The sequence below is a fragment of the Laceyella sacchari genome, from assembly GCF_004343255.1.
In the GTDB taxonomy this organism is placed as follows: domain Bacteria; phylum Bacillota; class Bacilli; order Thermoactinomycetales; family Thermoactinomycetaceae; genus Laceyella; species Laceyella sacchari.
On sequence record NZ_SMDD01000003.1, the window covers coordinates 366,173 to 386,509 of the forward strand.

The window sequence follows — 20,337 nt, forward strand, 5'->3', positions numbered from 1 at the left end:
GGCCATGTCACAACCATCTTCCACTCGCGCATCACACCTGACGCGAATGATTCGCAAAATCGTCAAAGAAGAACTCGCCTCCATATACAAAAAAAAAGAAAACCCGCTCAGTAATCTAGAGGCCGAGCACGAAGCTGACGATTTATTCACCCAATTCACCGCGCCACGGTTGGCAGAAGATTTGGACACTGGAACTTGGCACATTTTCGGCGCGACAGAGCCCCGCTCCTCTAATCGTCCTGAACAAGCTCGCGCCCTGCCCGGATTTCCAGAGTTGTACCATCCTGATTTCAGTGAGCTTGAAAGCCCACCCTATCTCCCAAAATTCCCGAAGCACACCAAGCGGTGAATCTCCCTTCCTGCACACGTTGCATGGGATGATGATCCGGTTCAAGGGTTTGAAGCTGGCAGACAACATGGCCCGGAGCCGATTTTTGAGTCTAATCACACAGTCAGTGACTCCGCCGAACGCCGGCAACGGGCAAGTCCTTGCCATCACCAGAATGACAGCTCTACGGCGACAACTTGATCGAATCCTTCCAGTCACTGAAGTTTTCAAAAATCTCGCTCATCGGGAATTGTCCACAGCTTGGTTGCCCTTGTCTAAGGGCTTATTTTCATTTTACTGGTCATTCCCCCTCCCTGTCCACCATATACATGTGAAAAGGACAAGGAGGTGCGCCATGGTTTGGACTGCGATTATCCTGCCGTTTTTTATCGGCTTAACCATTTTTCTATATGGTTTGGGGTGGATGCGGACGGGGTTGGAAGCTCTCGCCCGCGAAAGATTGCACCACATCTTGCTCCGTTTCACCCGCACCCCGATCCGCGGATTTGCCACCGGGATCGCCACCACCGCCTGCCTGCAAAGCAGCACCGCAGTCACTGTGCTTACGATCGGGTTTGTTAATGCAGGCATTCTATCTTTTGCCCACTCCATCGGCATCATTCTGGGCAGCAATATCGGCACGACCGTTACCACACAGCTGTTGACACTAAAAATTGAGGATTTCGCGGTTCCGCTTATGATCATCGGCCTCATCCTGCGCGTGTTTCAGCATGACACCTTGCGTCTCATAGGAAAAGTCCTGATCGGTTTTGGGGCGATCTTCTGGGGCATCCACTTAATGCAAACGATTAACGATCCTTTGAGAGAAATGGGCTGGGTGGAGTGGTTCATCCAACACAGCGGCAATCCCATCGTCAGCGGATTGCTTGTCGGAATGCTCTTGACCGCGCTGATCCATAGCAGTAGCGCATGCATCGCGATCGCAATGGGATTTTACGCCACGGGGGTTATCACCCTTCCCTTTGCAATCGCAGTGGTGTTCGGCAGCAATGTCGGGACTTGCGTCACGGCGATGATCGCATCGGTGGGAGCAAATATCGCATCCAAGCAAGTCGCGCTCGCCCATTTATTGCTCAATGTAGCCGGAACAGCCATTTTCACCCCTCTGATTCCGTTCATCAGCGAAATCAGTCCCTATCTGTCCTCAGATCCGGCAACACAAGTGGCACACATTCAAACCCTGTTCAACATCATTTGCTCCATTGCCGTGATGCCGTTTTGCCATGAATTCGCGTCATTCATTTCCCGCTTGGTACCCGATGAATCGACGGCGTGGAAAAAAGCAACTGCTGTCCCCGCTACACGGCGTCAATAAGCATTCGTGCCTTTACCGCCACTGACAATAGCGACACTGGCGCTGGCGCCGATGCGGTTGGCGCCGGCCTGAATCATTTGCCACGCTGTCTCTTTATCACGCACGCCTCCGGAAGCTTTCACTCCCAAATCCGAACCCACCGTTTGCCGCATCAGGCGAACAGCTTCAACGGTGGCGCCTCCTTTGCCAAAACCGGTGGAAGTTTTCACAAAGTGGGCCCCCGCCGCTTTGGCTTGCTCACACGCAGCCACAATCTCTTCCTCTGTCAAAAGCCCTGTTTCCAGAATCACTTTAACCAACGCACCATCGGCCGCCTCAACCACGGCACGGATATCTTCCTTTACTGCTTTCACATCGCCCGATTTGAGTGCGCCTACATTGATGACCATATCAATTTCGCTCGCCCCATTTTGCACGGCGTTTTTGGTTTCAAACGCTTTGGTTTCAGGCGTCGTCGCCCCCAGTGGAAAACCTACCACCGTGCAAACAGCCACATCACTGCCTGCCAAGCGGGACGCCGCTTCTTTGACCCAATATGGATTGACACATACCGAAGCGAAACCGTGCTCTTTTGCCTCTTGGCACAACCGGGTCACTTGCTCTTTGGTCGCATCTGCCTTCAGCAACGTATGGTCAATCATCGCTGCCAACTCTTTAGCGTTCATCCTTGCTCTCCATCCTTTCTCATTGATTCCAGTTTGTCCAGAGCCAATTTGAGTACTTCATCATTGTTATCGTAACCCATTGTCGTTTGTTTCTCCCATGCCTCCGCGAGCGAGCACCAAACAACGCCGTTAATTTCCGCCAATTGTGGGGTTTCTTCGCCCGAAATGGCTCGAACGAGATAGTAATGAACCGTTTTTTCCACGGTGCCATGCTCTTCATGCGTGTAAGCATATGTAATCGTTTGCAAGAAAGAAACAATCTTCCCTTCGATACCCGTCTCTTCAAGAATTTCCCGCAAAGCAGTCTCTTCATCCGTCTCTCCGGCTTCTTTTTTGCCTTTGGGCAGGGTCCAACGGCCAAACCGGTCTTCAATCATCAGGACTTCCAACCCGTGGGGCCGTTCGCGATAGACCACGCCACCTGCCGAAATCTCTTTCATTTGCGTCCTCCCTTTCCTTCTGGTTGAAGGCGTGTCACTCAATGTTGCCGCCACCATGCATCAGCGATCATAGCACAGTCAAGGAACCGGCACAAGATTCAGCGCCTCGCGGTGTTGTCTTTGGGTATGCCGACTTGCCGATGCAAAAAAACAGCCGGACTCCCAAACTTGGGAGCTTCACGGCTGTTCCTCTTGACTGGCATTAACCGACACGCGCTGGCCGTGGCACATCATCAACTACGCGGACAAATGTGCCCAGGCAATATTCAGGCGATGCAACCTTATCGATCCGCACGCGGCATACTTTCCCCACCATCTCTTCCGTCGCCGGGAACGCCACTTGCAGATAATTATCGGAATACCCCATATACAACCCACTCGTCGGGTCTTCTTTGTATGGACGCTCCGGAATCACTTCCAGCACATCGCCGACAAATTTTTGCGCGTATGTCACCGTCAAGCGTTCCGAAAGCTCGATCAATTTGCGAACGCGCTCATGTTTTACTTCTTCCGGCACTTGATCCGGCATGCGCGCAGCAGGCGTCCCTGTCCGTTTGGAGTAAGGGAAGACGTGCATTTGATACAGTTTCAGCTCTTCGACGAAACGATAGCCATTATTAAACTGCTCTTCGGTCTCGCCTGGGAAACCTACAATCATGTCAGTGGTGATGGCCAAATTGGGCATCGCCTCATGCAATTGCATGATCTTCTCTTTGAATTCCGCTGTCGTGTATTTGCGTCTCATCCGCTTCAACACTTCGTCATCCCCAGCTTGGAGAGGAATGTGCAAGTGGCGGCACATTTTTTCAGACGCATTCAACACTTCGATCACGCGCTCATCGATCTGGCTCGCTTCAATCGAACTGATCCGCACCCGATTAAGCCCCTCGATTTTGTCCAAATCCCAGAGCAGGTCGGCCAACTTGTAGTTTTCAAAGTCCTCGCCATATCCGCCCGTGTGAATCCCGGTCAAAACAATTTCCTTATAACCGGCAGCCACAAGCTGGCGGGCTTGGTTCAAGACGTTTTCCGGTTTGCGGCTACGGGAAAGACCTTTCGCCCACGGGATGATGCAGAATGTGCAGAAGTTGTTGCACCCTTCTTGGATTTTCAGCGATGCGCGGGTCCGATCAGCAAAGTCGGGCACATCCAGCTCTTCATACTCGCGCTGTTTCATGATATTGCCAACCGCATTGATCGGCTGGCGCTGAGCCAAATACTGCTCTACATACTCTGTCAGCTTGTCGCGCCCCTGGGTGCCAACCACGATGTCCACCCCTGGGATCGCCGCCACTTCCGCAGGCGACGTTTGCGCGTAACAACCGGTCACAGCGATCACGGCGTCCGGGTTACGTCGAATCGCACGGCGAATCACTTGCCGGCTCTTTTTGTCGCCTGTGTTGGTCACCGTGCATGTGTTGATGAGATACACATCTGCCTTGTCTTCAAAATCCACCCGGGTATAACCCGCTTTCATAAACAGTTGCCAGATCGCTTCTGTCTCATATGCGTTCACTTTGCATCCCAACGTGTGAAACGCAACTGTTCTCATGTTATTCACCCCCTAAATCTTGCCTTGCGAACAAGATGCACGATAGCGCCATCAGCGGCGCCGTCTCTGTTCGCAATATACGTGAACCAAGCGAGATCGGCACTGCGCCGGCCTCCTTCGCTTCCTCGATCTCCGACTCCGTAAACCCACCTTCCGGGCCCACGATCAACAAGATCTCATCCTTGGCTGAGGCCATCGCTTCGGCCAAGGGGAGACCTCCTTTTTCATACGCAATCCATGCGCATTCCCGATTCCCGATTTCTTGCAAGAGCGCTTTCCAGGACATTGGGGTGGCCACTGTCGGCAGCTTGCCCCGATGGGCTTGTTCAGCTGCCTCTTTCACGATCCGCTCCCACCGTTCCCGTTTCTTGCCGATTTTGCGAGCGTCGATTTTCACAATACTCCGCTCCGACGAAAACGGCAAAAAGGCGGAAGCACCCAACTCCGTTCCTTTTTGCAAAATCCACTCCAACTTGTCCCCTTTGGGCAAGGATTGTGCAATCAGGACTTTCGTCCGGGGCTCTCCCCGCGAAGGCGTCCGCTCAACGATACGGGCTATGATCTGGTCACCATCGATGGATTCAATCTCCGCCAGATAGTCTAAGCCCTGTCCAGCGCAACAGATGATTCGGTCACCCGGTTTGTTGCGCATCACGTTTTTTATGTGATGGACATCATCTCCGACCAGTCGAATGGATGTCTCCACGATTTGTTCTTGAGCAATGAAATATCTTTGCATTTGACACTCCTACCAGTCTACCATTTTTTTGCCGCAATGGCTACCCAGCCATCTTGGTGAATGGTTTCCATTACTTCAAGTCCCATCATGGTGAGCGCTTCTTCCACGAGTTCCCGTTTCTCCTCAATAATACCGGAAGCGATAAACACTCCGCCAGGAACCAAAACACGCGGTAAATCATGAACAAACTTCAATATGATTTCCGCCAGGATGTTGGCTACTACTACTTCAGCCGTATCGGCCACGCCCTTGAGCAAATCCCCCTCTTTAGCGGTCACTTGTGCCGACAATCCGTTGATGGCGATGTTCTCCTGCGCTTTTTCCACCGCCACCGGATCCAAATCCAAGGCCATAACCGGTCCGGCTCCCAGTTTACCCGCAACAATGCTCAACACCCCACTTCCGCATCCCACGTCAATAACTCGCTGTTGCGGCTGAAGGTATTTCTCCAGCAAACAGATGGACAGAACAGTAGTCGGGTGGGTACCGGTGCCGAATGCCATACCAGGATCAAGCTCGATGACATGCTCATCCGCGGATGTCGGTTCATGGGTTTCCCAATGGGGTTTGATAACAATGCGGTCGGTCACCCGGATTGGCTTGTAATATTTTTTCCATTCATCCGCCCACGCGGATTCATTCACTTCTTGTGTCGTGACAGCGGCTGGTCCCACATCGAATCCAGCAGAGCGTAAATCCTCTAACCGTTGTTTCACCTGCGCGACAAATGCGTCCGCATCCGGGCAAACCAACGATGATAGATAGGCTTTCACGCGCACACCCTCTTGCGGATAATCGTCTGGAGACAATTCAATGATCTCCCCATACCAGTTGTCCCACTCGCGGTGAAGCACTTCAGGGTCTTCGATGGAAACCCCATCGCCGCCGAGGTCTTGCAAAATATAGCTAACCGCCTCCGTCGCCTCTTGGCTGGTATGGACACATATCTCGATCCAATTCAACTCAATCCCTCCACATGATAAAGAAAAACGGGCAAAGATGCCCGTTTACCTTCATTATTCGCCGCGAAACGCTTGTTTCATCTTATCGAAGAAGTTGTTGGACTGCTCTTGGTTGATGTATTCACCGCAAAGCCGGCTGAACTTGCGCAGGGCTTCTTTCTGCTCTTCGGTCAGCTTGGTTGGTGTGACTACGCGCACTTTGACGCGCAGATCGCCTTCGCCATATCCGCGTAAACGCGGTACCCCTTTTCCTTGCAGGCGGAACTCCGTACCGGTCTGCGTACCCGCCGGAACCTTCAAGCGTGCACGCCCGTTCAAGGTCGGCACGATCACCTCATCGCCCAAAGCAGCTTGGCCGAAGGTGATTGGCAGTTCGCATGTCAGATCATCGCCATCCCGCTTGAAAAACTCATGCGGTTTGACATAAATCGTGATGTAGAGGTCCCCCGGCGGTCCACCGTTCACTCCCGGTTCGCCTTCACCGCTTACCCGCAATTGCGCCCCTTCATGGATACCAGCCGGAATTTTGACGTTGATCTTTTTCTTCTTCTTCACTTGCCCTTGGCCGGAACAATTGGTGCACTTCTCCCGGATCAATTGGCCCGTCCCATTACAAGCGTGGCAGATTCGGCGATTGACTACGCGGCCGAATGGTGTGTTTTGCACCACTTCGGTTTGTCCGCTTCCTTGACAGACGGAACAGGTTTCCGGCTTGGTTCCCGGCTTGGCTCCCGAACCGTGGCACTGATCGCATGTTTCGGTACGCGGAATGACGACATCCACTGTTTTACCGTAAACGGCATCTTTGAATTCGATCTGCAGGCGGTATTCCAGATCAGCGCCTTGACGTGGGGCATTGGGATTATTGCGTCTTCCTCCACCAAAAAACATATCAAAAATGTCCCCAAACCCAAAGTCAGCGTCAAATCCGGCACCCGCACCGCCACCGCCGCCGAAACCACCGGTGGGATCAGCATGACCGTAGCGATCGTAATTTGCTTTTTTCTGCGGATCGCTCAATACTTCATATGCTTCTTTCACTTCTTTAAACTTTTGTTCTGCATCCGTATCTTTGTTCACGTCTGGGTGATACTTGCGTGCCAATTTTCGGTAGGCCTTGCGAATCTCATCATCAGAAGCATTGCGGCTAACACCCAGAACTTCATAAAAGTCACGTTTGCTCACCGGGTCACCTCCTCTTCTACCTCAACCCATCTAAACTACGATATCCACAAAAAATGGAAAGCCAAGCCAAGGCAGAGCCTCGACATTGACTTTCCAGTCGAGGAGAACTCTTCCCTTCTCCTCTTTATTTCTCTTCGTCTTTCACTTCTTCGTACTCGGCGTCGACGACATTGTCGTCTTTTTTGCTTGCAGAAGCTTGTGCTCCTGTGCCTTGGTTTGCTTCTTGTTGCATTTTTTCATACAGTTTTACAGATAATTGTTGCACAGCTTGCTCCAAGACTTCAATACCTTTTTTGATTTCTTCTTGATTATTGTCTTCAAGAGCTTTTTTCAGGTCATCTTTCGCTTTGTTTGCTTGCTCCAGTTCAGCTGCTCCCACTTTGTCGCCGAGATCTTTGATCGTTTTCTCAGTGGTGAAGATCAGTTGATCCGCTTTGTTGCGAAGCTCGACTGCCTCTTGGCGCTTTTTGTCTTCTTCAGCGTGCAATTCCGCTTCTTTCACCATGCGTTCGATCTCTTCATCGCTCAAACCGCCCGAAGATTGGATCGTGATCGCTTGGCTTTTACCTGTTGCTTTGTCTTTTGCCGAAACGTGCACAATCCCGTTGGCGTCGATTTTGAAGGTCACTTCGATTTGCGGAACACCGCGTGGTGCCGGCGGAATGTCAGTCAGCTGGAACCGGCCGAGCGGCTTGTTGTCAGCTGCCATTGGACGTTCACCTTGCAGAACGTGAATGTCCACGGAAGTTTGGTTATCAGCCGCGGTGGAGAAAATTTGCGATTTCTCGGTCGGGATCGTCGTGTTACGCTCGATCAATTTGGTGAATACGCCGCCCAAGGTTTCGATCCCGAGTGACAGCGGAGTTACGTCCAACAGAACGATGTCTTTCACGTCACCGGACAAGACACCACCTTGGATCGCTGCACCCATCGCTACGACCTCATCCGGGTTTACCCCTTTGCTCGGCTCTTTACCGATCAGGCGTTTGATCGCTTCTTGCACGGCAGGAATCCGAGTCGATCCACCAACCAGAATCACTCTGTCAATGTCGTTTGGTGTGAGTCCGGCATCGCTCAATGCTTGACGGGTTGGAACCATGGTACGTTCAATCAGATCAGCGCTCAATTCTTCAAATTTAGCGCGAGTCAATGAAACTTCCAAGTGTTTCGGACCGGTCGCGTCAGCGGTCAAAAACGGCAGGGAGATGGTTGTGGTCAACACACCGGACAAGTCTTTTTTCGCTTTTTCCGCTGCGTCTTTCAGGCGTTGCATTGCCATTTTGTCATGGCTGATGTCAATGCCGTTTTCCTTTTTGAACTCTTGTACGAGGTAATCGATGATGACTTGGTCAAAATCGTCACCACCCAATTGGTTGTCCCCGCTGGTCGACAACACTTCAAACACGCCATCGCCCAGTTCCAGAATCGATACGTCGAAGGTACCGCCACCCAAGTCGAAGACAAGAATTTTTTGGTCTTCCGTCTTTTCCATACCGTATGCCAACGCCGCTGCTGTCGGCTCGTTGATGATACGCAGTACTTCCAAACCAGCGATCCGACCTGCATCTTTGGTCGCCTGACGCTGGCTGTCGTTGAAGTAAGCTGGAACGGTAATGACCGCTTGCGTCACCGGTTCGCCCAGGTAAGCTTCCGCATCAGCTTTCAGCTTTTGCAAAATCATTGCGGAAATCTCTTGTGGGCTGTATGATTTATCATCAATGTCCACTTTGTGGTTCGTACCGATATAGCGTTTGATAGAAATGATGGTTTTCTCTGGATTGGTAATAGCTTGGCGCTTGGCGGCTTCCCCTACCAACCGTTCACCCGTTTTGGAAAACCCAACCACTGAAGGGGTGGTTCGTCCGCCTTCTGCGTTTGGGATGACGACAGCTTCATTGCCGTCCATAAATGCTACACATGAGTTGGTTGTCCCTAAGTCAATTCCAATCACTTTACCCATTGACTGTTAACCTCCTACTTCAACCTTTGCGTAAGTAGTATTTTTATTGGCTCACTTTAACCATTGACGGGCGGATCACACGGTCTTTATAACGGTAACCCGCTTGCAGCTCCTCTACAATCATACCCGGCGCCAAATGCTCCGCCTCGACTTGCATGACCGCGTTATGTTCATGCGGGTTGAATGGCTTTCCTTCAGTTTCGATCATCGTCAAACCGGCTTCGGACAGAACATTTAAGAATTGACGATATACCATCTCAATTCCTTCTTGCAACATTTTCGCGTCTTTACTTTGATCGGCCGCATCCAAGGCGCGTTCAAAGTTGTCAAGTACAGGCAAGATACTTTCCAAGAAAGGAACCACCGCGTATTTCACGGCATCTTCCTTATCCTTGCGGGCGCGGCGGCGGAAATTCTCCAAGTCGGCGAGAGCGCGCAGATAAAGCTCACGGTGTTGTTCCGCTTGGCTTTTCCATTTCTCCGCCAGCAACTTGGCCTCTTCCAGCTCTTGCTCAAGGGATTTTTCGGGCGAGGATGCCTCGGCGCCGGTATGTATACTTTCCTGCTCCTCGAATGGACCTTCATTCGAGGGTTCCTGGCTTCCAGTTGGATGCTGAAGCTCTTCATTTTCATGCTTCATCATTGACAGGTCCTCCTATGTTAGAAAACAGGGTCTTCTTTCATTTGCACGATCGTGTGGATGCGCAAAATCGCAACAGCCACTTCGCCAGCCGTTTTAAGCGCATGCGCTTTGACCGGAAGAGGGTCGACTACCCCCATCTCAATCATATCCGCAACGATCCCCCGATCGCAATCGATTCCCAAGGAATCAGACTGGCGTTTCAATTGCAACGCTTTGACTGCCTCGATTTTTTCCAAGGGGTTAAACCCAGCGTTGGCGACGACCTGGCTCATCGGGCGTTGCAACGCTTCGGACACCGCCGACACGCCAAACCGTTCCATCCCCTGCACTGTGTTACGGAAATGCTCAACATCCCGGGCAATCGCCAATTCCACGGCACCGCCGCCCGGGACAAATCCACCATGAATGGCCGCTTGCACCGCAGAAGCTGCATCTTTGCAAATCCGTTCGCGTTCTTCGACCACTTCATCTGTCGCTGCTCCGACCAATATCGTGGCGAACGGAGTACCTTGTCCGCCGCTGATACGGATTCTGGACAGCGCTTCATCATCTTCCACTTCAGTGCATAGACCGAGCAGGGCTTCAATCTCCTCCGGACTTTTCTTCAGACCGCTCCGTTTGATTTGGCGTGCTCCAGTATATTCAGACACTTTGTTCAGCTCTTCTTTCGCCACCTCGGCCGCCACGATCACTCCCGCGTCTGCAAGAACTTCTTCCGCATGGGGATCGACGGCCCCTTCCGTAACGATAAGGCCTACATTTAAATGAATCAAGTGCTCCAGCATGACATAAAATTCTTCCCGCAGGCGTTCCTTGCGGCTGAACGCTTCATCCGTCCGCACATCGTCAGAGAATGCCTCCGGCTCCAATGCGTCGGCCAGCACCAACACCCGCGCGTTTTGCCGTGTCCGCGGCATCTGGGAATTCATCCGCGGTTTGCTGACAACGATCCCAGCGAACACCTTACTTTCGATGCGTGGATGGGCAACCACGCAACTGGATAGTTTAAATCCTTTTTCCAACAACTTCTCGCGCCCCATCAAATGCGCCGCTTCCATGACGGCCAAAGTGATGTCCTCATTTTCGCGGCTAGCGGTGAACGCGATCCGTTGCAACCATTCGTCATCCATCTCATAAATCATGCGGGCCCGTTCCTGCATCTTAATCAGGGCGAAGCGGGTTCCGCGCTGAATCCCGGTAATCACTTTAGTCACAGGGACGCCCCGCAATACCTGCTTCAGCCCTTCATCAACAAGCGCGGACGCAAGCAGGGTGGCGGTTGTCGTTCCGTCACCCACTTCGGCCTGTTGCGCTTTGGCCACATTGACGATCATTTTGGCTGCTGGATGATTAATCGCCATCCGATCTAAGATGGTCACCCCGTCATTGGTCACAACCACTTCATTTTTGGAATTGACAAGCATCGTGTCAAGACCTTTGGGGCCCAGCGTGGGCGCAACCGCTTGCGAGACAGATTTTACAGCTTGGGCATTAGCTTGAAGCGCTGACAGGAACGGTTTTTCTTCGTCTTGGTGTAAGTGGACTTTATCCGGCACCGGATTTCTCCTTCCTTTCACTTTGGCGCAGGGGGCGTCACTTTTGGCAACCCCTTATACGCGTGATGCATCCTAATATGCTTAGTTTATTCTTTTTCATAGAGCGTGCTCAACCGTCTGGAGAAATCTTTTGCCAAAAAATCAAGAATTCCAATGACGCGCCCGTAATCCATCCGAGTCGGGCCGAGCACCCCGATGGTTCCAACCGGTTTGCCGTTTATCATATAAGAAGCGGAGATAACGCTACAATCTTGCACAGCTTTCAAATCATTCTCATAACCAATTCGCACTTGCACCCCGTCCGTCTTATGCTTCAACAGTTGAACTAACCCATCGTTGGCTTCCACGAGATCCAAGATCGACTTCATTTTATCCACATCGCGAAACTCTGGCTGTTCCAAGATGCGCGTCGTCCCGCTCGTGTAAACCCGGTCTTCCTGTTCCGTGTGCAATAGTTGATTGGTGAGGTCAGACAACTTCTCAAAGTGATCGACATGCCGTTGCAATTCATCCGTCAACTCTTGCGCCACGATCTGATCCAAACGAGAGATCAAGGCACCGCTTAAGCGGTGATTCAGGAGATTAACCAACTTCTCCAGCGTCGACCATGGAATGTCCTCTGGCAACAAGAGCCGTTGTTGATACACATGGCCCGTATCAGTCACCAAGATGGACACCGCCAGCCTGTCGTACAGTGGTATGATGTGCAGGTGCTTAAGCCGACTCTCTGACAAGTTGGGGCCCAGGATAAATGTCATGCAATTGGTCAAGTAAGCGAGAATGGAATTCATGTGCTTAATGGCTTGCTCCACATGATCCACTTTATAAGCATAAAAATCATGCAATGCCATCAGATCATCTTTCGACCACATATATGGTTTCAACAGATGATCGACATAGAAACGATACCCTTTCTGCGAAGGTATGCGACCGGCAGATGTATGTGGTTGCTCCAAAAAACCCATCTCTTCCAAATCGGCCATCTCATTGCGGATGGTCGCCGCACTCACATTGACCCCTTTCTTTTTGGAAACGGTACGTGAGCCGACAGGTTCTGCTGAGATAATGTAATCATCAATAATAGCCCAGAGAATCCGTTTTTGGCGCTCGGATAACATCTGCCTCCCCCCTTTGTTAGCACTCCTTATGGTCGAGTGCTAAAATACTAATTTTAAATTACCAAAGGGGCGAAATGATGTCAATCTATCCGTTTATAATTCAATCCCACCAATGAAGTCGACAAACACTTCATTGCCAAAAATCAATCCTTTTTCCGTTAAACGGTAGCGATCTCCGCTCCGCTCAAGCAATCCTTTGTTCATCAGTGGTGTCAGAACCTGGCCAAATGCTCGCTCCAACTCCATCCCGTACAAGCGCGCAAACTTCTCCCGGCTCACTCCTTCCATCAACCGTAAGCCCAAGATCATGAAATTCTCCATCTCTTCCTCGCGAGTCACTTGATAACTCTCTTGGATGGGAAGTTGGTTGTCCTGCAACCGTTGAATATATTCTTTGACACCTTTGATATTGGCGTGGCGCCGTTTAAGCACATAGCCGTGCGCGCCTGTTCCCAGGCCGTAATACTCTTCATTCAGCCAATAAGTCCGATTGTGGCGGCTTTCATAGCCTGGTTTGGCAAAGTTGCTCACTTCATACTGCGCATACCCTTGTTCGGCCAAATAGGAGCGGGTCAATTGGTACATGGCCAACTCCGCATCCTCCGATGGCAACGGCAGCTCTTTGCGCTCTTGTAAATGATGGAACAATGTCCCTTCTTCCACTTTTAAGCTGTAGCAAGAAAAGTGTTCTGGCGCCAATGCGACCGCTTCTTTGAGTGTTGTTTCCATGTCATCGACGGTCTGCGTTGGCAAACCAAACATCAAATCGAGCGACAGATTATTATAGCCGGCCTGCCGTGCCAACTCCACGCCGCGTTTAATCTCTTCCACCCCATGGACCCGGCCGATTCGTTCCAGCAAATCCGGACGGAACGTTTGCGCACCAAAGCTGATCCGGTTAATCCCGCCTTCTCTCATCACCCGAAGCAATTCAGGGCTGGTTGTTCCCGGATTGGCTTCAATGGTAAATTCGATGTTTTCATCCCAGTTGGGAAAATGGCGCCGGACACTTGCCAAAAGGCGCTCCATCTGTTTGGGCGTCAACACCGTTGGCGTCCCTCCGCCGATGAAGATGGACCGGATAATTCCCGGAGGGGTGTTGGCCACTGTCAGGGCCATCTCTTTATCCAGTGCGGACACATAATCGTCCACAGGTTGTCCTCCCACAGCATAGGCTGTGAAATCGCAGTAATGGCACTTGTGCGTGCAAAACGGGACATGTATATAGACGGCTTGGGGAGCCATAAAGTTTCTCCTCCTTATTGAAATGATTGCTCAAAAAAGCCGCAAGCGGACTCATTTCCCGCCTGCGGCTTACCCTCACTTGTTGTCATCGATCTTGAGAACCGCCATGAACGCTTCTTGTGGGACTTCCACACTTCCCACCGCTTTCATGCGCTTCTTCCCTTCCTTCTGCTTCTCCAGCAGTTTCCGTTTTCGGCTGATGTCCCCACCGTAACATTTGGCCAACACGTTTTTGCGCATCGCGCTGATCGTCTCCCTGGCGATGACTTTGTTGCCAATCGCCGCTTGGATCGGCACTTCAAACATCTGGCGTGGAATCAGTTTGCGCAACTTCTCGGTCAGCGCACGTCCGCGTTGGTATGCGCGATCACGATGGACGATGAAAGACAGCGCATCCACCACTTCTCCATTTAAGAGAATATCCATCTTCACCAAATTGGAAGCCTTATAACCGATCAATTCATAATCGAAGGAGGCATATCCCTTGGTGCTTGATTTCAATTGATCGAAGAAGTCGTAGACGATTTCAGCCAACGGCAATTCATAGGTTAGCGTCACCCGGTTGGTATCAAGATAATTCATGTCGAGGTAGTTGCCACGCTTGTTCTGGCAAATCTCCATCACCGTGCCGACATAATCGTTAGGCACCATGATCGATGCTTTCACATAAGGCTCTTCAACGCGATCGATCTTCTGCATTTCCGGCATCAGGGTCGGGTTCTCAATCTCCAGCACCTTGCCGTCCGTTTGATATACTTTGTACACTACGCTCGGCGCAGTCGTAATCAATGGAATGCCGAACTCCCGCTCGATCCGCTCCTGGATGATCTCCATGTGCAACAGCCCCAAAAATCCGCAACGGAAACCAAAGCCGAGCGCTGTTGACGTCTCTGGTTCATAGGTGAGTGAAGCATCGTTTAGTTCCAGCTTTTCTAACGCCTCCCGCAGATCATCGTACGCTGAGGACTCCACTGGATACAGCCCGCAAAATACCATCGGATTGATCCGCCGGTATCCGGGCAAAGGCTCATCGGCAGGATTGTTGGCATCTGTAATCGTATCGCCGACACGGGTGTCGCGTACGTTTTTGATGTTAGCCACCACAAAGCCAACCTCGCCCGCCGATAACTCGTTCATGATCACCGGATGAGGAGCAAACGCGCCCACTTCGGTGATGTCGTATTCCTTTTCCGTGGCCATCATCCGCATGCGCATACCTTTTTTGATCGTACCGTCCACCACCCGCATGTAGATGATAACTCCTTTGTAGGGATCGTAAACGGAGTCAAAAATCAGGGCTCTGAGCGGAGCATCTGGATCGCCTTCTGGCGCGGGCACCTTTTCCACCACCTGCTCCAAAATCTCCTCAATCCCGATCCCCGCTTTGGCCGAAGCGAGCACTGCATCGCTGGCATCAAGACCGATGACGTCTTCCACTTCTTTCTTCACCCGTTCGGGGTCTGCGCTGGGCAGGTCGATTTTATTAATGACGGGAATGATCTCCAGATCGTTCTCCAACGCCAGGTAAACGTTGGCCAGCGTTTGCGCTTCCACGCCTTGGGATGCGTCCACCACCAAGAGCGCTCCTTCGCACGCCTGCAAACTGCGGGACACTTCATACGTGAAGTCCACGTGCCCCGGTGTGTCAATCAGGTTCAAAATGTATTCTTTCCCGTCTTTGGCCTTATACGGCAGGCGCACGGATTGCAATTTGATGGTGATGCCGCGTTCTCGTTCCAAATCCATTTTGTCCAAGAACTGATCTTGCATTTCCCGCTCGCTAAGTGCTCCGGTCTTCTCAAGGATCCGGTCGGCCAAGGTGGACTTGCCATGGTCGATATGTGCGATAATCGAAAAATTGCGGATGATTGCTTGTCGTTCTCTCTTATCCATTCCCGTTCATTTCCCTCCTGCGTGCATAGCAAGACTGCATTGCTTAATTATAACAATCTGCCCCCCGCTCTTCAATGCATTTCCTGTTCACCTACCAGTTAACCATAAACGGGCAAAAAAAATAAGGCTGTCACTCAGCCCAACGAAACATCCACGCAGCCAATTCGCGTGTAAATTGCCTGATCCCCGCGCCTACTTCATTGCCCATGGCCGCCATAAGATTGGTGCCCTGCCGCACCTGCGCAACGACTTTCTCCTGAGTGGCCACCGATGCGGGGTGTTCGGTCTCTACTGTTTGCCCCAAAACAGCGATTTCAATCCGTCCCTGCGCTGTTGGGGTAATCTGTATCGCACGCGGCGCTCCCTCCGTCCCTTGCATCGCCTGCATATTTTTTTCCGCATGGCTAATGCCGATACCGATGCCAACCATAAGCATGATGATGAGACAACAACATTGCAGCATGACGCGCACTTCACTCACCTCACCGCCCGTTCGAGACAGGTTTGGCCTTGCCGATTCGTTCCGCGATGACGCGGGCCAACACCTCTACCGAACGGTTCGCTTCTTCAAACGTATTATCCACCCCCCCAACCTCAACGAGCAGGCTGTTGGGTGACAACGATTGGTTATACTCTCCGTTGTTCCCTTTTTCGCGCTTTTTAATAATCACCGTGCTGCAAATTCCGGGAACCACCTCGTTCAGCCGTTTGTACAACTCGCGCGCCAGCCGCAGATTTTCTTCATAGTTCTTGCTTTCCCTGCCCACCACAAAAGCGAGCCGGGCATAAGCTTTCCCATTCACCACTTTGGTCGTTTTGGGGCGCCGTTGGGCATCACGATGTAAGTCAATCAAATAAGTGACATCCTCATGTTGCGCCATGGCTTCCTTCACCATTTTTCGCGATTGAACATACGCACCGGAATTCCATGTGTATTTTCGATTGACAGTTACCGCCCCTACGCCCATCCTCTCCAGTTGGTTGGCCATATGCTTGGATACAGTGGTAATATTTTTGCGTACGTCCGAAGCCAAGCGGGGATCTTTCTTTCCTAACTCCGGAAGATAAGACTCCCAAAAATGCGTATTGTAAATCAACACTTGTTTATTTTTGATCGAACCGGTGGGACGTTCATTCACATCTTCATCAGGGTCTTCCATCGCTTTGATGATCTCTTGCTCCAATTCCGGAGGCGGCGGGGATTCAATCGGAATCGAGGTGTAATCAAAATCGCTGCTCGCCACATCGATTTCACTGTCAAACAAGTCATACATGGGAAGCTCCTTTCCCAAATACGTGCGCGGGTCTCTCAGATCAATGCTAGTAGCTAATTCCAAAGCCATTCGAGACGCGATCTCTTCCATTCCGGCTTCCTGCATCTTTTCTTGCAGATACGGGATATTTTCACTCATCGCCATCAACAGCGTTTTGGACGAGATATGGGAGGTGATGCGGCTAAATTCTGCAGAAGCCAATCGGCTTTTGGCTTGTCCCATGGCAAGCGCTCCCGCCAAAGCGAAAGTAAAGGCGACAGCCAAACAGAGCAGGACGAACGTCTGCCTCGTCCTGGGTTGCGACATGTTGACGGTGATAAAGCTGTGATACCGTTTTTTCACCAGGTCCACCTTCTATCAATTCATCTCTTCCACAACTTATGAGAGACGAAATCGAAGTAGAACCTAGCACGCTTCATTTCAAAGGCTGATAGAAAAGAGAGCGCCATCCTTCGGCAAAAAGAAAAGGGCCATGCCGGCGCAAAACAGCCGTTCATGACCCATCTTCCACATTGCCACGCTCAACTCACATGCGAAGCAACGTTATCCATGGTCACCGCCCCGTGCAAGGCGCAGTTTAATCCGTTTGCCAACAGCTTGGCCATGTTACCGATGAAAGAATCCACTTCTTTTGGGGTGACGATCAGATTTTGCCCGAGCGGTGACAACACCTCGTGAATCAGTTGCCGCTTGTCTTCGGGATCAAGCGATCCAAACATCCCCATCATGCGCGTCTGCGTTTCCGGCGGTACTTGGTAGTTTTGCAAGTCCCGCACACTCGGCCGGTTATGCGGGTCCAGCGGATTGCCGCGCACCCCATGCATTTCCCGTCCCAAATGGGACAATACATAATCGATCGTGTCATGGGCGATGGTCACTGCATCAACTACCGTAGGAACTCCTACTGCCATTATTTTGCCGGTATGAATCTGTGCCGGCATGAGCAAACGCCGCAGCCGTTTCTCGTGCGCAACTCACCGCCTCAAAAAACTTGACCACATCAAAGTGAATCGCTACCTCTATCGTCTCCTCGCGGACCGTAACATAATCCACAATGCTCCCCAACATTTGTCTTTTTTCTTCCGTGGTGGCTTGGTCAAACAGCGCTCCCCAATCCAACAACAGATCTTGCAACTTGAGCACGTCAATCTCTGAAAGCCCATTGGCATCTTTCAGTGCCTTCATCTCTTCATACAGCCTTTGCGCGCTTTCCAACTCTTTTACAGCTTTCTCATACAACTCCTTAAGCTGGGCTTCAGAAAAAGGGGATTCCTCACCCATCAAAATCTTCAACAGATGGTTATTGGCGTTTTCTTTTGCCCTTTGCCATTGCTCCATGTCTTGCTTCGACTGTGCTAGCTTCTCTTCAATCTCCTTGGAGGCGTTTAAAGTCTGTTTTTGAATCTCCACCAACACATTGGAGTTTACCATTTCCTTCAGATATTCTTTTACTTTCTCAATCACCGCAGACTCGATCTTCTCCGCCCTGTGTGAACCTTTCTTTGCTCCGCATGCCTGAACCCCTGCTTTAAGCCTTTTCAGGCACCTGTAAATGCCATACAATTCGCCTCTTTTGGTTCTCTTATGGTCAAGCCAGTCCCTCCGGCTGCCATAAGTCATGCTGCTCCCACATTCACAAGTTAACACACCCACGAGCAGGCCTTTGCCCGTTCCTTTTCTGACGGGAGTGTTACCACCAAAATGTGACGCGACATCTACCCGGGCTTTTTTCATTTTCTGTGCTCTCTCCCACACCTCGGCAGGAACAATCTCATACTCTGCCCAGTACCGCTCGGATACAAGCTCTTCTCCTTCTTTGGTGTACTTTTGATAGGAACCAAACTCTCCTTCTACTTTTTTGGTTTTTCCATAGGATAAATACCCCTTGTAAATGGTGTTGCGGAGAATTTTACGAATCCCTTCTGCTTTCCACTCTCTGCCGGTTCTCGTTTTTAACCCTTTTTCGTTTAAAATACCCGCGATTTTTAACATGCCATACCCTTCAGAGGTGTAAAGCCGATATATTTCTTTCACCACTTCCGCCTCTTTGGGATTGATCTGCAACATATTGGACATTTCAGGATGATTGATATAGCCATAGGGTGGGTTGCCCCCAGTCCAAAACCCTTCCTTGTGAATCAATTTCATCATGTCAGTAACACGCACTTTGGTGTCCATGGACGCTTTCTTGGCTGACCAAAACTCAATGAAGTTTAAAATCTCATCCGCATCTCCGTTATTGGTAAACTCCCTGTCCTTGTCCACGACCCATATGCGGCAATGCCGCAGAAACCGGATAGCATGGTTTAAACTTTCGGTAGATCGTCTGCCGATTCGGTCCAGCTTGTACACCAACAAAATGTCATACAAGCCTTTTTTGGCATCCTCAAACGCCCGATTTAAACCCGTTCTCTTGCTGACATGTGTGTGAAACCCAGACACACCCGCCTCCACATACTCCAGCCCTGTAAATATCCAATCGGGCTTATTTGCGATATATTCCATGCATTTCTCTTTTTGCAGGGGCAGATCATTCTCATCTGAAATGGGTCTGGCGGACATTTTCCCAGTCCTGGAAGCTGCTTTCTTTTTCCCCTGGCTAGTTTGCTTGTTCGTACTCGCCCTCATAAACAAAGCAACTCGTAGCTTTTCCCCCATTCTGTCTATCTCCTTTTCTATCCTACTGTCATATTATTGCTGGTATTATACATCGATTGAGAACACGGGCGCAAACAAAGAAAAAAGGAGAGATTTAATCTTCTCCCCTTTCCAGCTGATTTTTCGCCTTCTGGCTGTAATACCTGGAAGCGACCTGGATAAAAACTTTTTGGAAATCATCCACCCTGCGCTCAATCTCAACAGATGACAACTTGTTCTTTGCATGGACTATTCTAATGTTGTAATCAGTCATGGTCATGTCAGCCCTTTCCACTTCTGATCAACATTATTTCCTATCCAGACGATAGCCATTCCATAGGGCTGATAGACATGAGAAGCAAAGCAGAAAACGATTATGAAGCTACTGGCCTATTTATCAACGCTCCAGTAAAATCTAATGGATTATTATATCTACTCACTGGAGGCTGCACCATTTAAGAAATCCTCATGCCTCTGCTTTTGAAGCGTGTACAGTAGTTCCATCCTTTGTTCATACTCTCCATGAACATCTACTCTGAAGACATCTTCGATTCTTCTTATGATATAACCATCATTTGTGCCCTCAGGAGTTACATGTTTCATAACAAACTGCTCATCGGAGATCGCATCTATAAATCCAGCAGAGAAATTTCCCGGCTGATTCCGATCGGAATAAACAGAAACAATCATCCCTTTATAAAGCGAACGCTTTAAAGCTTCAAGTATACGGCTTTCTCCCATTTGTCTCATCCCCTTGTTTAGTGTTAATAAACAAATGAATGATTTTTTTCAATCTAGATACAC

18 protein-coding genes and 1 pseudogene are annotated in these 20,337 nt (G+C 50.6%); 2 read left to right on the forward strand and 17 right to left on the reverse strand.

Translation table 11 applies throughout. From position 1 onward, the window contains the following. Window positions 1–4 precede the first annotated feature (4 nt). Together EDC32_RS12165 and EDC32_RS12170 are read left to right on the forward strand one after the other, a co-directional pair. A complete protein-coding gene (locus EDC32_RS12165; protein ID WP_132222536.1) occupies window positions 5–349 on the forward strand; it encodes a hypothetical protein in 345 nt (114 codons plus the stop codon). 334 nt (window positions 350–683) lie between these two features. Further along, a complete protein-coding gene (locus tag EDC32_RS12170) occupies window positions 684–1,664 on the forward strand; it encodes a Na/Pi cotransporter family protein (RefSeq protein WP_132222538.1) in 981 nt (326 codons plus the stop codon). Here EDC32_RS12170 and deoC read toward each other — a convergent pair. The 17 genes and pseudogenes from deoC to EDC32_RS12255 all read right to left on the reverse strand — a co-directional run bounded on the left by deoC (window position 1,658) and on the right by EDC32_RS12255 (window position 20,274). Beyond that, entirely contained in the window at window positions 1,658–2,329 is a 672-nt protein-coding gene (gene deoC, locus EDC32_RS12175) for a deoxyribose-phosphate aldolase (RefSeq protein WP_132222540.1), read from the reverse strand. The two genes, EDC32_RS12170 and deoC, sit on opposite strands and share 7 nt — an antisense overlap. Beyond that, the gene (locus EDC32_RS12180) at window positions 2,326–2,769 is read right to left on the reverse strand and encodes an NUDIX hydrolase (protein ID WP_132222542.1); all 444 of its coding nucleotides are present in this window, start codon (window positions 2,767–2,769) and stop codon (window positions 2,326–2,328) included. Before EDC32_RS12180 ends, deoC begins: the two co-directional genes overlap by 4 nt. A 202-nt stretch (window positions 2,770–2,971) precedes the next feature. Then, complete coding sequence (gene mtaB / locus EDC32_RS12185) at window positions 2,972–4,321, reverse strand: tRNA (N(6)-L-threonylcarbamoyladenosine(37)-C(2))-methylthiotransferase MtaB (protein WP_132222544.1); 1,350 nt, start codon at window positions 4,319–4,321, stop codon at window positions 2,972–2,974. A 1-nt stretch (window position 4,322) separates the two neighbouring features. Further along, window positions 4,323–5,060 carry a 16S rRNA (uracil(1498)-N(3))-methyltransferase gene (locus EDC32_RS12190; protein ID WP_132222546.1) on the reverse strand — a complete coding sequence of 246 codons (738 nt, stop codon included), beginning with the start codon at window positions 5,058–5,060 and terminating at the stop codon, window positions 4,323–4,325. Window positions 5,061–5,077: 17 nt separating this feature from the next. Beyond that, window positions 5,078–6,022, reverse strand: coding sequence for a 50S ribosomal protein L11 methyltransferase (gene prmA, locus EDC32_RS12195; protein WP_132222548.1), 945 nt, complete (start codon window positions 6,020–6,022; stop codon window positions 5,078–5,080). A gap of 54 nt (window positions 6,023–6,076) precedes the next feature. Continuing rightward, window positions 6,077–7,207 (reverse strand): molecular chaperone DnaJ, encoded by a 1,131-nt coding sequence (dnaJ, locus tag EDC32_RS12200; RefSeq protein ID WP_022736664.1) that lies wholly within the window; start codon window positions 7,205–7,207, stop codon window positions 6,077–6,079. Between the two features lie 124 nt (window positions 7,208–7,331). Then, complete coding sequence (gene dnaK, locus EDC32_RS12205; RefSeq protein ID WP_132222549.1) at window positions 7,332–9,167, reverse strand: molecular chaperone DnaK; 1,836 nt, start codon at window positions 9,165–9,167, stop codon at window positions 7,332–7,334. 43 nt (window positions 9,168–9,210) lie between these two features. Then, the gene (gene grpE / locus EDC32_RS12210; protein WP_246026939.1) at window positions 9,211–9,810 is read right to left on the reverse strand and encodes a nucleotide exchange factor GrpE; all 600 of its coding nucleotides are present in this window, start codon (window positions 9,808–9,810) and stop codon (window positions 9,211–9,213) included. Between the two features lie 17 nt (window positions 9,811–9,827). Then, the gene (locus tag EDC32_RS12215; protein ID WP_132222551.1) at window positions 9,828–11,366 is read right to left on the reverse strand and encodes a TCP-1/cpn60 chaperonin family protein; all 1,539 of its coding nucleotides are present in this window, start codon (window positions 11,364–11,366) and stop codon (window positions 9,828–9,830) included. Between the two features lie 86 nt (window positions 11,367–11,452). Continuing rightward, window positions 11,453–12,484, reverse strand: a complete 1,032-nt coding sequence (gene hrcA, locus EDC32_RS12220) for a heat-inducible transcriptional repressor HrcA (RefSeq protein WP_106341466.1) — start codon at window positions 12,482–12,484, stop codon at window positions 11,453–11,455. 93 nt (window positions 12,485–12,577) lie between these two features. Next, window positions 12,578–13,729, reverse strand: a complete 1,152-nt coding sequence (gene hemW / locus EDC32_RS12225) for a radical SAM family heme chaperone HemW (RefSeq protein WP_132222553.1) — start codon at window positions 13,727–13,729, stop codon at window positions 12,578–12,580. A 75-nt stretch (window positions 13,730–13,804) separates the two neighbouring features. Further along, window positions 13,805–15,622, reverse strand: a complete 1,818-nt coding sequence (lepA, locus tag EDC32_RS12230; RefSeq protein WP_132222555.1) for a translation elongation factor 4 — start codon at window positions 15,620–15,622, stop codon at window positions 13,805–13,807. A 130-nt stretch (window positions 15,623–15,752) separates the two neighbouring features. Beyond that, window positions 15,753–16,103: a DUF3679 domain-containing protein gene (locus EDC32_RS12235; protein ID WP_132222557.1), complete on the reverse strand. Its 351-nt coding sequence runs from the start codon at window positions 16,101–16,103 to the stop codon at window positions 15,753–15,755. Between the two features lies 1 nt (window position 16,104). Further along, window positions 16,105–17,238 carry a stage II sporulation protein P gene (gene spoIIP, locus EDC32_RS12240; protein ID WP_132222559.1) on the reverse strand — a complete coding sequence of 378 codons (1,134 nt, stop codon included), beginning with the start codon at window positions 17,236–17,238 and terminating at the stop codon, window positions 16,105–16,107. A gap of 179 nt (window positions 17,239–17,417) precedes the next feature. Then, window positions 17,418–17,810, reverse strand: a pseudogene (locus EDC32_RS12245) (GPR endopeptidase); the annotation flags it as partial. Next, on the reverse strand, window positions 17,779–19,554 hold the full coding sequence (locus EDC32_RS12250; protein WP_054095967.1) for a recombinase family protein: 1,776 nt from the start codon (window positions 19,552–19,554) through the stop codon (window positions 17,779–17,781). The pseudogene EDC32_RS12245 and the gene EDC32_RS12250, both read right to left, overlap by 32 nt. A 411-nt stretch (window positions 19,555–19,965) precedes the next feature. Then, window positions 19,966–20,274: a hypothetical protein gene (locus EDC32_RS12255; protein ID WP_054095966.1), complete on the reverse strand. Its 309-nt coding sequence runs from the start codon at window positions 20,272–20,274 to the stop codon at window positions 19,966–19,968. Window positions 20,275–20,337: the final 63 nt, after the last annotated feature.

Bases quoted from the DNA above. Each gene is read 5' to 3' on its own strand.
- EDC32_RS12170 (WP_132222538.1), top strand. From the start codon at position 684: ATGGTTTGGACTGCGATTATCCTGCCGTTTTTTATCGGCTTAACCATT.
- hrcA (WP_106341466.1), bottom strand. From the start codon at position 12,484: ATGTTATCCGAGCGCCAAAAACGGATTCTCTGGGCTATTATTGATGAT.
- dnaK (WP_132222549.1), bottom strand. From the start codon at position 9,167: ATGGGTAAAGTGATTGGAATTGACTTAGGGACAACCAACTCATGTGTA.
- hemW (WP_132222553.1), bottom strand. From the start codon at position 13,729: ATGGCTCCCCAAGCCGTCTATATACATGTCCCGTTTTGCACGCACAAG.
- lepA (WP_132222555.1), bottom strand. From the start codon at position 15,622: ATGGATAAGAGAGAACGACAAGCAATCATCCGCAATTTTTCGATTATC.
- EDC32_RS12165 (WP_132222536.1), top strand. From the start codon at position 5: ATGTCACAACCATCTTCCACTCGCGCATCACACCTGACGCGAATGATT.
- grpE (WP_246026939.1), bottom strand. From the start codon at position 9,810: ATGATGAAGCATGAAAATGAAGAGCTTCAGCATCCAACTGGAAGCCAG.
- mtaB (WP_132222544.1), bottom strand. From the start codon at position 4,321: ATGAGAACAGTTGCGTTTCACACGTTGGGATGCAAAGTGAACGCATAT.
- EDC32_RS12255 (WP_054095966.1), bottom strand. From the start codon at position 20,274: ATGGGAGAAAGCCGTATACTTGAAGCTTTAAAGCGTTCGCTTTATAAA.
- EDC32_RS12250 (WP_054095967.1), bottom strand. From the start codon at position 19,554: ATGGGGGAAAAGCTACGAGTTGCTTTGTTTATGAGGGCGAGTACGAAC.
- EDC32_RS12190 (WP_132222546.1), bottom strand. From the start codon at position 5,060: ATGCAAAGATATTTCATTGCTCAAGAACAAATCGTGGAGACATCCATT.
- deoC (WP_132222540.1), bottom strand. From the start codon at position 2,329: ATGAACGCTAAAGAGTTGGCAGCGATGATTGACCATACGTTGCTGAAG.
- EDC32_RS12180 (WP_132222542.1), bottom strand. From the start codon at position 2,769: ATGAAAGAGATTTCGGCAGGTGGCGTGGTCTATCGCGAACGGCCCCAC.